Raw genomic sequence first — 13,597 nt, forward strand, 5'->3', positions numbered from 1 at the left:
CGGGCGTTACTCTTTACACCCTCATCCTCCGCATTTCGTCAGGAAGAAACGACTATGACGCACAAGCAAGCCACCATTGCCGTGGGCAGTGGCCTGAACAATGATCAGCAATATGGTTGTGTAGTTCCGCCTATCGCCCTTTCCAGCACTTACAACTTTGAAGATTTCAATCAGCCGAGAGCCCATGACTATTCACGCCGCGGAAATCCGACGCGTGATATCGCTCAGCGTGCGCTGGCCGATCTGGAAGGCGGAGCGGGCGCGGTGCTCACCAGCAGCGGGATGTCCGCAATCCATCTGGTGTGTACGGTGTTTCTCAAACCTGGTGATTTGCTGGTTGCGCCGCACGATTGCTACGGCGGCAGCTACCGTCTGTTCGACAGCCTGAGCAAGCGCGGTGCTTACCGCGTGCTGTTTGTCGATCAGGGTGACCCGCAGGCGCTGGCCGAAGCGCTGAAGGAAAAACCAAAACTGGTGCTGATTGAATCCCCCAGCAACCCGCTGCTGCGCGTGGTCGATATCGAGGCGATTTGTGCGGCGTCTCACGCGGCTGGCGCGCTAACCGTCGTGGATAACACGTTCCTGAGCCCGGCGTTGCAAAACCCGCTGAAGCTGGGGGCGGATTTAGTTGTACATTCCTGTACGAAATATCTGAATGGGCATTCTGATGTGGTCGCCGGTACGGTAATATCTAAGACCGCAGAGCATGCAACTGAACTGGCGTGGTGGGCGAACAATATTGGTGTGACCGCCGCGGCATTTGACAGCTATCTGCTGTTGCGTGGCCTGCGCACGTTGACGGTTCGCGTAAAACAACAGCAGGAAAATGCGCTGGCGATTGTGGCGTATTTGCAAAAACAGTCGCAGGTCAAAAAGCTGTATCATCCGTCGCTGCCGGAAAACCAGGGGCATGAAATTGCCCGCCGTCAGCAACGTGGCTTCGGGGCCATGATCAGTTTTGAATTTAACGGAGATGAGGCACAGCTGCGTCATTTCCTGAAAGAATTGAAGTTATTTACCCTCGCAGAATCACTGGGAGGCGTCGAAAGCCTGATTTCTCATACGGCAACCATGACACACGCTGGCATGGCGCCGGAAGCGCGTAAAGCCGCCGGGATTTCTGACAGCTTGCTCCGTATTTCTGTAGGTCTTGAAGACAGCGAAGATTTGATTGCTGATCTGGAACACGCATTCCAGTCAGTGGCAACGAGGTAAGTATGAATGCAATAGCGGTTGCAGCGCCGGCGGGAAGCCGGCAGTTGCACAAATTTGGTGGCAGCAGCCTGGCTGACGTGAAATGTTATCTGCGCGTCGCAGGTATTATGGCTGAGTACGCAAAGCCGGGCGACATGATGGTGGTGTCGGCGGCGGGCAGCACAACCAACCAGCTGATCAGCTGGCTGAAACTGAGCCAGACCGACCGGCTTTCCGCGCATCAGGTTCAGCAGGCCTTGCGCCGGTATCAGAGTGATTTGATTTCCGGCCTGCTTCCGCCGGAAATGGCAGAACCGCTTATTGCTTCTTTTATTCATGACCTCGAACGTCTGGCTGTTTTGCTCGATGACAAGATGACCGATGCGGTTTACGCAGAAGTCGTCGGTCATGGCGAAATCTGGTCTGCACGACTGATGTCTGCTGTGTTGTGCAAAATGGAGCTGCCTGCCGCCTGGCTGGATGCGCGCGAATTTCTGCGTGCTGAACGCGCGGCCCAGCCTCAGGTAGATGAAGGGCGTTCTTATCCGCTTCTGCAACAACTTATCGCGCAGCATCCCCAGCAATATCTGGTGGTGACCGGGTTTATCGCCCGCAGTGACGCCGGTGAAACCGTTCTGCTTGGCCGTAACGGCAGCGACTATTCCGCCACCCAGATTGGCGCACTGGCGAACGCCAGCCGCGTTACCATCTGGAGTGACGTCGCCGGGGTTTACAGCGCCGATCCCCGTAAAGTGAAAGATGCCTGCCTGTTGCCGCTGCTGCGTCTGGATGAAGCCAGTGAACTGGCGCGTCTGGCCGCACCGGTCTTGCATACCCGCACTTTGCAGCCGGTTTCCGGCAGCGATATCGATTTACAGCTGCGCTGTAGCTACAAACCGGAGCAGGGCTCGACGCGTATCGAACGCGTGCTGGCTTCCGGCACGGGCGCAAAAATTGTCACCAGCCACGATGATATTTGCCTGATCGAAATGGCTATTCCGTCTGCGCATGATTTTGTGCTGGCACAAAAAGATGTTGAGTTGCTGCTCAAGCGTGCGCAGATCAAACCGCTGTGTACCGGCGTGCATCCTGACCGCAATCTGCTGCAATTTTGCTATACCTCCGAAGTGGCGGGCAGCGCCTTGCAGGTGCTGGAAGATGCCGCATTCCCGGGGCGCCTGACGCTGCGTGAAGGGCTGGCAATGGTAGCGCTGGTCGGTGCGGGCGTGTGTAAAAACCCGCTGCACAGCCACCGTTTCTATCAGGAAATGAAAGATCAGCCGATCGAATTCATCTGGCAGTCGGAAGACGGCATCAGCCTGGTGGCTGTACTGCGCGTCGGTCCGACCGCTCATCTGATTCAGGGGCTGCACAAAACCCTGTTCCGCGCTGAAAAACAAATTGGTCTGATGCTGTTTGGTAAAGGCAATATCGGTTCACGCTGGCTGGAACTGTTTGCCCGTGAACAAAAGAATATTTCTGCCCGCAGCGGTTTCGAATTTGTGCTGGCCGGTGTGGTCGACAGCAAACGCAGCCTGCTCAATTACGAAGGTCTGGATGCCAGCCGTGCGCTGGCCTTCTTCGACGATGAGTCTCAGACACACGACGAAGAATCGCTGTTCCTGTGGATGCGTGCGCATCCTTATGATGATCTGGTGGTGCTGGATGTCACGGCGAGCGCAGAACTGGCCGATCAGTATCTGGATTTCGCCAGCTACGGTTTTCATGTGATCAGCGCGAATAAACTGGCGGGCGCGTCGGATACCCATAAATACCGTCAGATCCGTGATGCGTTTTCCAAAACCGACAGCCACTGGTTGTATAACGCCACCGTCGGCGCCGGTTTGCCTGTCAACCATACGGTGCGCGATTTACGCGAAAGTGGCGACAGCATTCTGGCCATTAGCGGGATTTTCTCCGGCACCCTGTCGTGGCTGTTCCTGCAATTTGACGGCACGCTGCCGTTCACCGAACTGGTGGATTTAGCGTGGCAGCAGGGGCTGACTGAGCCGGATCCGCGTGATGATTTATCCGGTCAGGACGTGATGCGTAAACTGGTGATCCTGGCGCGTGAAGCGGGTTATGAAATCGAACCGACGCAGGTCCGTGTGGAATCGCTGGTGCCGGCCGGATGTGAAACGGGTTCCGTCGATCAGTTCTTTGAGGACGGCGAAGCGCTGAACCAGCAAATGCTGCAACGTCTGGAAGCCGCCCGCGAAATGGGTCTGGTGCTGCGTTATGTTGCGCGTTTCGATGCTAACGGTAAAGCGCGCGTTGGTGTCGAAGCGGTGCGAGAGGACCATCCTCTGGCCGCGTTGCTGCCATGCGATAACGTTTTTGCCATCGAAAGCCGCTGGTATCGCGACAACCCGCTGGTCATCCGCGGGCCGGGTGCCGGGCGTGATGTTACCGCTGGCGCACTGCAATCTGACCTTAACCGGTTGACTCAGTTGCTTTAATTACCCACCCCCTTCCGGCTACTGCCGGAAGGGGGCTTACAGACTTATCCTCATCTCTTCCTCTCCACTTTCCCCCAACATGAAATTCTTTCAATTTGAGTGAAGATTAATCACATGCATATGCATTTTTGCAGTTGACAGTTTTGCTCACTTCCTCCATTGTCTATCCATACGTTTAGACGTCTAGACGCTTACCATATAAGCCAATAATTAAAACGCAGTGATCCATGAGGTAGTGTTTATGAGCTTTTTCCACGCAAACCAGCGCGAAGCGCTGAACCAGAATCTGGCAGAGTTGCAGGGTCAGATTAACGTTTCTTTCGAGTTTTTCCCGCCGCGCACGAGCGAGATGGAAGATACGTTGTGGAGCTCCATCGACCGTCTCAGCAGCCTTAAGCCTAAGTTTTTGTCCGTGACCTACGGTGCTAATTCCGGCGAGCGTGACCGCACACACAGCATCATCAAAGGCATTAAAGAGCGCACCGGTCTGGAAGCGGCTCCGCACCTGACCTGTATCGATGCCAGCCGTGATGAACTGCGTCAGATTGCGAAGGATTACTGGGAAAGCGGCATCCGTCATATCGTCGCGCTGCGCGGGGATTTACCGGCGGGCGGCGGTAAACCGGATATGTATGCCACAGATCTGGTGCATCTGCTGAAGGAAGTGGGTGATTTCGATATTTCCGTGGCGGCTTACCCGGAAGTTCACCCGGAAGCCAAAAGCGCACAGGCAGATTTGATCAACCTGAAGCGTAAAATCGACGCGGGCGCCAGCCGTGCCATTACACAATTTTTCTTCGACGTAGAAAGTTATCTTCGTTTTCGTGACCGCTGTGCGGGTCAGGGCATTGATGTTGAAATCGTGCCGGGCATTCTGCCGGTTTCCAACTTCAAACAGCTGACGCGTTTTGCCACCATGACTAACGTGCGTGTCCCGAACTGGATGAACAGTCAGTTTGAAGGGCTGGACGATGATGCGGAAACCCGCAAAATGGTCGGCGCAAATATCGCGATGGACATGGTGAAAATCCTCAGCCGCGAAGGCGTGAAGGACTTCCATTTCTACACCCTGAACCGTGCTGAAATGAGCTACGCAATTTGCCATACGCTGGGTGTGCGTCCTGACATCGCCGTTCCGGTTCGCGCTTAAGTAAATAAGTAAACAATGTCCCGAATGCAGAAAGCAAAAAACCCGCGAATTCGCGGGTTTTTCTTTGGGCTTTACGGCTGAACTAACCGGTGTTGCGCATACCGGCCGCAACGCCTGCGATGGTTACCATCAGGGCCTGTTCGACATTCGCATCCTGCTTGCCGTCTTTTTCCAACTCACGTGAACGGTGCAACAACTCAGCCTGAAGCACGTTAAGCGGGTCGGTGTAGACGTTACGCAATGCGATAGATTCAGCAATCCACGGCAAATCTTCCATCAGATGATCGTCGTTGGAAATCGCCAGCACCACTTTGATATCGCCTGCCAGCTGCTCACGCAGTTTCGCGCCCAGCGGCCACAGTTCTTTTTCGACCAGACGCTGATCGTAGTATTCCGCCAGCCACAGGTCGGCCTTGGCGAACACCATTTCCAGCATACCGATACGCGTAGAGAAGAATGGCCAGTCGTGGCACATGGCTTCCAGCTCATCGCGTTTCCCGTCATCGACAACGGCCTGCAAACCAGCACCTGCGCCCAGCCAGGCTGGCAGCATCAGACGGTTTTGCGTCCAGGCGAAGATCCACGGAATCGCGCGCAAGCTTTCCACGCCGCCGTTGGCTTTACGTTTCGCGGGGCGTGAGCCCAGTGGCAGTTTCGCCAGTTCCTGCTCCGGTGTCGCCGCACGGAAATAAGGCACGAAGTCTTTATTCTCGCGAATATAACCACGATACATTTTGCAGGAAACGTCAGACAGCTGTTCCATGATGTCCACCCAGGCTTTTTTCGGCTCAGGCGGTGGCAACAAATTGGCTTCCAGAATGGCGGAGGTATACAGCGCCAGACTGCTGATGGTGACTTCCGGCAGACCAAATTTGAAGCGGATCATTTCGCCCTGTTCGGTCACGCGCAGGCCACCTTTCAGGCTGCCCGGCGGCTGAGAGAGCAGCGCAGCTTGCGCTGGCGCACCGCCACGGCCGATAGAACCGCCGCGTCCGTGGAAGAGCGTCAGCGCGACACCGGCTTTCTCACAGGTTTTGATCAATGCGTCTTGTGCGCGGTACTGCGCCCATGACGCTGCCATCACGCCCGCGTCTTTCGCGGAGTCGGAATAGCCAATCATCACCATTTGTTTGCCCTGAATGAAGCCGCGATACCAGTCGATGCTCAGCAATTGCTTCATTACATCGTCGGCGTTATTGAGGTCATCCAGCGTTTCGAACAGCGGCGCAACCGGCATCGGGAACGGACAACCGGCTTCTTTAAGCAGCAAATGCACGGCCAGAACGTCAGACGGCGTACGCGCCATGGAAATGACATAAGCGGCGATAGAGCCTTCCGGCGCTTCCGCAATCACCTGGCAGGTATCGAGCACTTCTTTGGTGTCAGCGCTCGGTTCCCAGTGACGTGGAACCAGCGGACGCTGAGAATTAAGCTCGCGGATCAGGAACGCCTGCTTGTCAGATTCAGACCAGCTTTCGTAATCGCCGAGCCCCAGATAGCGGGTAATTTCAGCGATCGCGTCGGTATGACGGGTACTTTCCTGACGCACGTCGATACGCACCAGCGGCACGCCGAAACAGCGTACGCGGCGCAGGGTATCGAGCAACTGACCGTTCGCGATGATGCCCATATTGCAGGCCAGCAGTGACTGGTAACAGGCGTAAAGCGGTGCCCAGAGTTGTTCGTTTTTCACCAGCAAATCATGAGGACGCGCAACGCGTTCGCCTTTCAGACGGGCTTCGAGATACACCTGCGTGGTGGTCAGCTGGGTACGCAGCTGTTTCATGATTTCGCGGTACGGCTCGAGGATATCCGCGCCACCGGCCCGCTCGCGAAGTTCCGGCGTACATTCGGTCATGGAGAGTTCGGAAACCAGCACAGCGACATCGCGCAGGAACAGATCGGTGGCTTTCCAGCGGCTCAGCAACAGAACGTGGCGGGTAATATCGGCAGTCACGTTCGGGTTACCGTCGCGGTCGCCGCCCATCCAGGAAGTGAAACGCACCGGCACGGCTTCCACCGGCATTTTGTAATTCAGTGATGTCTCAAGCTGCTCATTCAGTTCACGCAGGAAAGCAGGAACGCCTTCCCACAGGCTGTTTTCGACCACCGCAAAACCCCATTTGGCTTCATCAACCGGAGAAGGGCGGTTCTTACGGATTTCGTCGGTGTGCCATGACTGCGCAATTAACTGACGCAGGCGGCGCATAATTTGTTTGCGCTCGTAATCGGCCAGATCGTTATGGTCGAGTTGTTTGAGGCAATTATTCACTTCCACCAGTTTGTGGATAAGCGTGCGGCGGGCGATTTCCGTCGGGTGTGCGGTCAGCACCAGTTCGATAGAAAGCTGGTCAACGGCGTCACGCAATTGTTGTTCAGAGAGATTTTTGGATTTCAGACGATCGAACAATTGTGCCAGAGCTTCAGGGTTGCTGGCTGCCTCGCCGTGTGGCGAAATGCTGTGATATTGCTCGGCTACGTTGGCTAGATTAAGGAACTGGCTGAAAGCACGGGCAACGGGCAACAACTCATCATTCGAGAGATTTTGCAGCGTTGACAGCAATTCCTGACGATCTGCATCATTTCCTGCACGTGAGGATTTGGACAACTTACGGATTTTTTCAACACGATCCAGGATATGTTCTCCCAACGTATCTTTGATCGTGTCGCCCAGCAATTTACCTAACATACTGACATTACTTCGCATTGCGGAATATTGTTCGTTCATATCACCTCTGACCCGTTCTCTCGTTTGATTTTTATATTCTGTAAATAACTTTCACCCGTCAGGCATTCATGCCCCGTTCACCCGCCAACCTGGCCATACTTTTTAAATACCGCACCTGTTTTAACCCAAAAACACCCGATCACTCACGTTAAAAATGGTCTTTTTGGCGATGTCGCTGAAATTTAATTACAACCGCGACGATATCAGTTTGGCTAATCCATCATTTGTACAGTATCAAAGGGCGCCCGGAAGCGCCCTGATTGTTTCTTCATCAACCCTGATTCAGGATCAGTGATAACAGAAGTGATGAACGACCTGAGAAATCAGCTCGCGTGTCGGTTTTATGAACGCGGTATCAATATATTCATCTGGCTGGTGCGCCTGATCGATAGAACCCGGCCCCAGAACCAGCGTCGGACACAGTTCCTGAATAAATGGCGCTTCGGTGCAGTAGTTAACGATTTCCGTTTCCACGCCCAGAAGCTTTTCGACCACCTGAACCAGCGGGTGATCTGGCGGGCATTCATAGCCCGGGATCGGCGGATGCAGTTCTTCGATAGCTAGACGGCCCGGCCAGCGCTGGCTGACAGGCTCCAGCGCTTCGTTGAGCAGACCGTTGATATCAGCCAGTGTCAGGCCCGGCAGCGGACGAATATCCATGTGCATCTCGCAGCAGGCGCAAATACGGTTTGGCGCGTCGCCGCCGTTGATATAACCGAAGTTCATGGTCGGATACGGGATCACAAAACCACTGTGGTTGTAACGGGTTTTCAGCGTATTGCGCAGCGTCATCAGATGGGTAATCGACTCGTGCATCAGCTCGATGGCGTTCACGCCGCGCGACGGATCGCTGGAATGGCCGGACTGACCGGTGATGCGGATGGCATTCGACAAATGACCTTTGTGCGCACGAACCGGTTTCAACGAGGTCGGTTCGCCGATGATTGCGCAGTCCGGACGAATTTTCGCATTTTTAGAAAAGTAGCTGGCACCGGCCATCGTTGTTTCTTCATCCGCCGTCGCTAAAATATACAGCGGTTTAGTCAGTTTGGTCAGCTCAACATCGCGCAGTGAATCGAGGATAAACGCGAAGAAACCTTTCATGTCGGCAGTACCCAAACCATAGAGCTTATTTTCATGCTCGGTGAGGGTGAAAGGATCGCGTGTCCAGCGTCCGTCATCGAACGGAACGGTGTCGGTGTGACCAGCCAGCAGTAAGCCGCCGGCACCTTCGCCGGTACTGGCTAACATATTGAATTTATTGCGCGTACCTGGGACGGGCTGTACTTCAACTTTGAAGCCTAAATCACCGAACCAGCCTGCCAGTAAATGGATTAGCGTCTCATTGCTCTGGTCCAAAGCAGCGTCCGTTGCGCTGATGGAAGGGGTTGCGATTAACGCCCGATAGAGCTCAATAAAAGGAGGTAATTTCATCTTCACTGTTGACAGCCTTTAGTTAGGGTAGTATTCATATTCATGCAATAATTGTGAATAAAAATACAATAAGCCAGTGCGTAAGGAAACCAGAATAATTATCCGGCTCCTTACCCAAAATTGAGAAGGTGAACAGACCCTATGTTGAATACGCTGATTGTTGGTGCCACAGGTTATGCCGGAGCCGAACTCGCGGCCTATCTGAACCGCCACCCACATATGAACATAACCGGTTTAACGGTTTCAGCGCAAAGTGCAGATGCAGGAAAATTGCTTTCCGATTTGCACCCTCAATTGAAAGGCATCGTCGATCTGCCTGTTTTGCCGCTCAAAGACGTGGCGGAAGCAGCGAAAGGTGTCGATGTGGTGTTTCTGGCGACCGCGCATGAAGTCAGCCATGACCTGACCCCGCAGTTTCTGGCGGCGGGTTGCGTGGTGTTCGATCTCTCGGGAGCTTTCCGCGTCAGCAAACCTGAGTTTTACACCGAATTCTACGGTTTCGAGCATCAGCATCTCGATTTGCTCGATAAAGCCGTGTACGGCCTGGCCGAATGGCAGGCTGACAAATTAAAAGACGCGCAGCTGATTGCTGTGCCAGGTTGTTACCCGACCGCTTCTCAGCTGGCGCTGAAACCGCTTATCGAAAACGGTTTGCTCAATGACAGCCAGTGGCCGGTGATCAACGCCACCAGCGGCGTCAGCGGTGCAGGCCGCAAAGCCACGCTGGGCAACAGCTTCTGTGAAGTCAGCCTTCAGCCGTACAAACTTTTCAGCCATCGCCATCAGCCGGAAATCGCCGAGCATCTTGGCGTGCCGGTGATTTTCACGCCGCATCTGGGTAACTTCCCGCGCGGTATTCTGGCGACTATTACATGCCGTCTGAATGCAGGTGTGACGGAGGAGGATGTGGCAGAAGCTTTCCACAATGCGTATCACGACAAACCGCTGGTGCGTCTGTACACCAAGGGCGTTCCGGCGCTGAAAGACGTGGTCGGCCTGCCGTTCTGTGATATCGGCTTCGCGGTGAAAGGCGAACATCTGATTGTGGTGGCGACGGAGGATAACGTGCTGAAAGGCGCGTCCGCGCAGGCTGTGCAGTGCATGAATATCCGCTTTGGCTTCCCGGAAACGCAATCCCTGCTTTAACAATCCTCAGATTGTCAGCAAACAGAAAACACGCGTCCCTGAGCGTTTATTCAGACGTTCAGGGATGGTAGATTAAATTAAACGCATTGTTATTAATTAACATTCTCAACCGGTCGGGGCACGAACAGCTATGAATCCGTTAGTCATCAAGTTAGGTGGTGTGTTGCTGGATAATGAAGAAGCACTTGAGCGCCTGTTCATGGCGGTCGTGGCTTATCGTCAGGAATATCATCGCCCGCTGGTGATCGTTCACGGTGGCGGCTGCCTGGTTGATGAGCTGATGAAAAAGCTGAATCTTCCTGTCGTGAAAAAAGCCGGTCTGCGTGTGACGCCGGCCGATCAGATTGACATTATTACCGGCGCACTGGCGGGCAGCGCGAACAAAACCCTGCTGGCGTGGGCGGTGAAAAACCACATTAACGCCGTTGGTCTGTCTCTGGCAGACGGCGGCACGGTCAGCGTAACCCAGCTGGATGAATCTCTGGGCTTCGTTGGTAAAGCCGAAGCGGGCAATCCGGCGCTGATTAACACTCTGCATGGCGCAGGTTATCTGCCGATTGTCAGCTCAATCGGTATTACCGCTGCGGGCGAACTGATGAACGTTAACGCGGATCAGGCAGCGACGGCGCTGGCAGCCACGCTGGGTGCAGATCTGATCCTGCTATCTGATGTCAGCGGCATTCTCGATGGCAAAGGCCAGCGCATTCCGGAAATGAGCGCAGAGAAAGCCGAACAGCTTATCGAGCAGGGTATTATCACCGACGGAATGATCGTCAAAGTTCACGCCGCGCTGGACGCCGCACGTTCTCTAGGCCGTCCGGTGGACATCGCCAGCTGGCGCCACGCCGAACAATTACCGGCACTGTTTAACGGCGTCGCCATCGGCACACGTATTCTGGCGTAACGCAACGGCGGCGCATTCGGTATACGCTTTTCAAGGGCGCAGCATAGTGCGCCCTTTTGCATAATTAATTCAGGAGCAGGAAAATGGCACTTTGGGGCGGACGTTTTACTCAGGCAGCAGACCAGCGGTTTAAAGAACTCAATGACTCACTGCGTTTCGATTACCGGCTGGCAGAACAGGATATCGTGGGCTCGGTTGCCTGGTCCAAAGCGCTGGTGACCGTCAACGTATTAACTGCTGACGAGCAAATCCAGCTGGAAGAAGCCCTGACCGTTTTGCTGGAAGAAGTCCGTGCCAATCCCCGCGCTATTTTAGCCAGCGACGCTGAAGATATTCACAGCTGGGTCGAAGGCAAACTTATCGATAAAGTCGGCAATCTTGGCAAAAAACTGCACACAGGCCGCAGCCGTAACGATCAGGTCGCAACCGACATTAAACTGTGGTGTAAAGCGCAGGTCGTCGAACTGGGTGACGCGTTACATCATTTACAACAGGCGCTGGTCGCGACGGCCGAAGCCAATCAGGACGCCGTGATGCCGGGTTACACCCACCTGCAGCGCGCGCAGCCGGTGACTTTTGCGCACTGGTGCATGGCATATGTGGAAATGCTGGCGCGTGATGAAAGCCGCCTGAAAGATACCCTGACCCGTCTGGACGTCAGCCCGCTGGGTTGTGGCGCACTGGCCGGTACAGCGTATCCGATGGATCGCGAGCAACTGGCGGGCTGGTTAGGTTTTGCTGCAGCGACCCGCAACAGCCTCGACAGCGTTTCCGACCGCGACCACGTGCTGGAACTGTTGTCCAACGCCGCCATCAGCATGGTTCACCTTTCCCGTTTCGCCGAAGATCTGATTTTCTTCAACACCGGCGAAGCGGCGTTTATTGATTTGTCCGACCGCGTGACGTCCGGCTCTTCCCTGATGCCGCAGAAGAAAAACCCGGATGCGCTGGAGCTGATCCGTGGCAAATGTGGTCGTGTGCAGGGCGCACTGACTGGCATGATGATGACCATGAAAGGTCTGCCGCTGGCGTACAACAAAGACATGCAGGAAGACAAAGAAGGGCTGTTCGACGCGCTCGATACCTGGCTGGATTGCCTGAACATGGCATCTCTGGTGCTGGACGGGATTCAGGTGAAACGTCCGCGTGCAAAAGAAGCCGCGCAGCAGGGTTACGCGAATTCTACCGAACTGGCGGATTATCTGGTTGCCAAAGGTGTTCCGTTCCGTGAAGCGCACCATATTGTGGGTGAAGCGGTGGTCGAAGCGATTCATCAGGGCAAAGCGTTGGAAGAATTGCCGCTGGCGGATTTGCAGAAATTCAGCAGCGTGATTGGCGATGACGTTTACGCCATTCTCGAACTGCAATCCTGTCTTGATAAACGTGCGGCCAAAGGCGGTGTTTCTCCGCAGCAGGTGGCGCAGGCCATTGCCGACGCGAAAGCGCGTTTGGGTTTTTAAGCCTTCCGGCTTCTCCCCCTGTGAAGGGGGAGAAAATCACTTCAGAAACAGATGTCTTTCCACGCCCGGGGGCTGTGCGTCAGTACCTCGCTGCCCGTTTCCGTCACCAGCACGTCATCTTCAATTCTCACGCCGCCCAGACCCGGCACATAAATTCCCGGCTCGATGGTGATGATCATTCCCGGTTCCAGCGGCTGCGCATTTTGCGGGCTGAGTGCCGGCGCTTCGTGGACATCCAGCCCTAAACCGTGCCCCAGATTGTGGCTGAAGTACCCGCCAAAACCTGCCGCAGAAATAATATCGCGCGCCACGGCATCAAGTTCCTGACAACGAATTCCCGGCCTGACGGCGTCATGTGCGGACTGCTGGGCGAGAAGTACCGTGTCGTAAATTGCTTTCAGTTCCGCGCTGACGTTGCCCAGCGCGAAAGTGCGCGTCATATCCGAACAGTAATGCTGATACACCGCGCCGAAATCTATCGTCACCAGTTCACCGGCCATCAGCTTTTTATCGGTTGGACGCCCGTGTGGCAACGCGCCGCGCAGGCCAGAAACCACCACGGTATCGAACGACGTTTTACTGCCGCCAGCTTGTCTCACCGCCATTTCGAGATGATCCGCCAGCGTTTTTTCGCTGATACCTGGCCGGATCAGCGGCATGACCGTTTCCAGCGCGCGGTCAGCAATCGCCGCAGCCTCACGGATTTTGGCGATTTCATCGGGATATTTATGCACGCGCAAAAACGACATATCCCGGTGTTGCAGCGTCACGTTGCACTGTTTTTCCAGCGCCTGCCACGCAAGATGCGATAACTGGCTGGCATCTGCAAACAACGGTTTACCGGGGATCAGCCGTTTAATCACATCCGCGAGCGGGTTTTCGGCGGTCAGCGTCAGCACCTCAACGTCCGGATTGTTCTGCCGGCATTCGGCGCTGTAGCGGCCATCGACCAGGATCCACAGGTCGGCTGGCGTAACCAGCACATACCCCGACGCGCTGTACAGTTCTGTTACCGCGTACTTGCTGAACCTGTCGGTCAGAAGCACGGCGGGTAGGTGCTGTTCCTGCATAAGCTGGCGCAGAACGCCCAGACGTTGCTGACGACTCATTATTTTCTCCGGG

The 13,597-nt window shown here is 55.0% G+C and carries 9 protein-coding genes; 6 read left to right on the top strand and 3 right to left on the bottom strand.

Translation table 11 applies throughout. The annotated features are described in order from the left end of the window. Positions 1 to 54 precede the first annotated feature (54 nt). From metB to metF, 3 genes are all read left to right on the top strand, one after another. Positions 55 to 1,215, top strand: coding sequence for a cystathionine gamma-synthase (metB, locus tag M2403_RS24285; protein ID WP_152325032.1), 1,161 nt, complete (start codon positions 55 to 57; stop codon positions 1,213 to 1,215). Positions 1,216 to 1,217: 2 nt separating this feature from the next. Next, the gene (locus M2403_RS24290; protein ID WP_259231209.1) at positions 1,218 to 3,653 is read left to right on the top strand and encodes a bifunctional aspartate kinase/homoserine dehydrogenase II; all 2,436 of its coding nucleotides are present in this window, start codon (positions 1,218 to 1,220) and stop codon (positions 3,651 to 3,653) included. Positions 3,654 to 3,894: 241 nt separating this feature from the next. Further along, positions 3,895 to 4,803 carry a methylenetetrahydrofolate reductase gene (gene metF, locus M2403_RS24295; protein WP_152325034.1) on the top strand — a complete coding sequence of 303 codons (909 nt, stop codon included), beginning with the start codon at positions 3,895 to 3,897 and terminating at the stop codon, positions 4,801 to 4,803. 82 nt (positions 4,804 to 4,885) lie between these two features. On the opposite strand, the gene ppc is transcribed toward metF, so the two are convergent. Then, positions 4,886 to 7,531 (bottom strand): phosphoenolpyruvate carboxylase, encoded by a 2,646-nt coding sequence (ppc, locus tag M2403_RS24300; RefSeq protein ID WP_152325035.1) that lies wholly within the window; start codon positions 7,529 to 7,531, stop codon positions 4,886 to 4,888. A gap of 288 nt (positions 7,532 to 7,819) precedes the next feature. Next, positions 7,820 to 8,971 carry an acetylornithine deacetylase gene (gene argE / locus M2403_RS24305; protein ID WP_259231210.1) on the bottom strand — a complete coding sequence of 384 codons (1,152 nt, stop codon included), beginning with the start codon at positions 8,969 to 8,971 and terminating at the stop codon, positions 7,820 to 7,822. Positions 8,972 to 9,106: 135 nt separating this feature from the next. On the opposite strand from argE, the gene argC reads away from it, so the two are divergent. The 3 genes from argC (at position 9,107) to argH (ending at position 12,475) form a co-directional block, all read left to right on the top strand. Continuing rightward, positions 9,107 to 10,111 carry an N-acetyl-gamma-glutamyl-phosphate reductase gene (gene argC, locus M2403_RS24310; protein WP_259231211.1) on the top strand — a complete coding sequence of 335 codons (1,005 nt, stop codon included), beginning with the start codon at positions 9,107 to 9,109 and terminating at the stop codon, positions 10,109 to 10,111. Between the two features lie 130 nt (positions 10,112 to 10,241). Further along, positions 10,242 to 11,015 carry an acetylglutamate kinase gene (gene argB / locus M2403_RS24315; RefSeq protein ID WP_152325038.1) on the top strand — a complete coding sequence of 258 codons (774 nt, stop codon included), beginning with the start codon at positions 10,242 to 10,244 and terminating at the stop codon, positions 11,013 to 11,015. Positions 11,016 to 11,098: 83 nt separating this feature from the next. Further along, on the top strand, positions 11,099 to 12,475 hold the full coding sequence (argH, locus tag M2403_RS24320) for an argininosuccinate lyase (protein WP_259231213.1): 1,377 nt from the start codon (positions 11,099 to 11,101) through the stop codon (positions 12,473 to 12,475). Between the two features lie 41 nt (positions 12,476 to 12,516). On the opposite strand, the gene M2403_RS24325 is transcribed toward argH, so the two are convergent. Next, positions 12,517 to 13,584 (bottom strand): aminopeptidase P family protein, encoded by a 1,068-nt coding sequence (locus M2403_RS24325; RefSeq protein WP_259231214.1) that lies wholly within the window; start codon positions 13,582 to 13,584, stop codon positions 12,517 to 12,519. Positions 13,585 to 13,597: the final 13 nt, after the last annotated feature.

Source organism: Rahnella sp. BIGb0603 (assembly GCF_024808755.1).
Taxonomy (GTDB): domain Bacteria; phylum Pseudomonadota; class Gammaproteobacteria; order Enterobacterales; family Enterobacteriaceae; genus Rahnella; species Rahnella contaminans.

Excerpts from the sequence above, each read along its gene's own strand:
- metB (WP_152325032.1), top strand. The coding sequence starts at position 55 with ATGACGCACAAGCAAGCCACCATTGCCGTGGGCAGTGGCCTGAACAAT.
- M2403_RS24290 (WP_259231209.1), top strand. The coding sequence starts at position 1,218 with ATGAATGCAATAGCGGTTGCAGCGCCGGCGGGAAGCCGGCAGTTGCAC.
- metF (WP_152325034.1), top strand. The coding sequence starts at position 3,895 with ATGAGCTTTTTCCACGCAAACCAGCGCGAAGCGCTGAACCAGAATCTG.
- ppc (WP_152325035.1), bottom strand. The coding sequence starts at position 7,531 with ATGAACGAACAATATTCCGCAATGCGAAGTAATGTCAGTATGTTAGGT.
- argC (WP_259231211.1), top strand. The coding sequence starts at position 9,107 with ATGTTGAATACGCTGATTGTTGGTGCCACAGGTTATGCCGGAGCCGAA.
- argB (WP_152325038.1), top strand. The coding sequence starts at position 10,242 with ATGAATCCGTTAGTCATCAAGTTAGGTGGTGTGTTGCTGGATAATGAA.
- argH (WP_259231213.1), top strand. The coding sequence starts at position 11,099 with ATGGCACTTTGGGGCGGACGTTTTACTCAGGCAGCAGACCAGCGGTTT.
- M2403_RS24325 (WP_259231214.1), bottom strand. The coding sequence starts at position 13,584 with ATGAGTCGTCAGCAACGTCTGGGCGTTCTGCGCCAGCTTATGCAGGAA.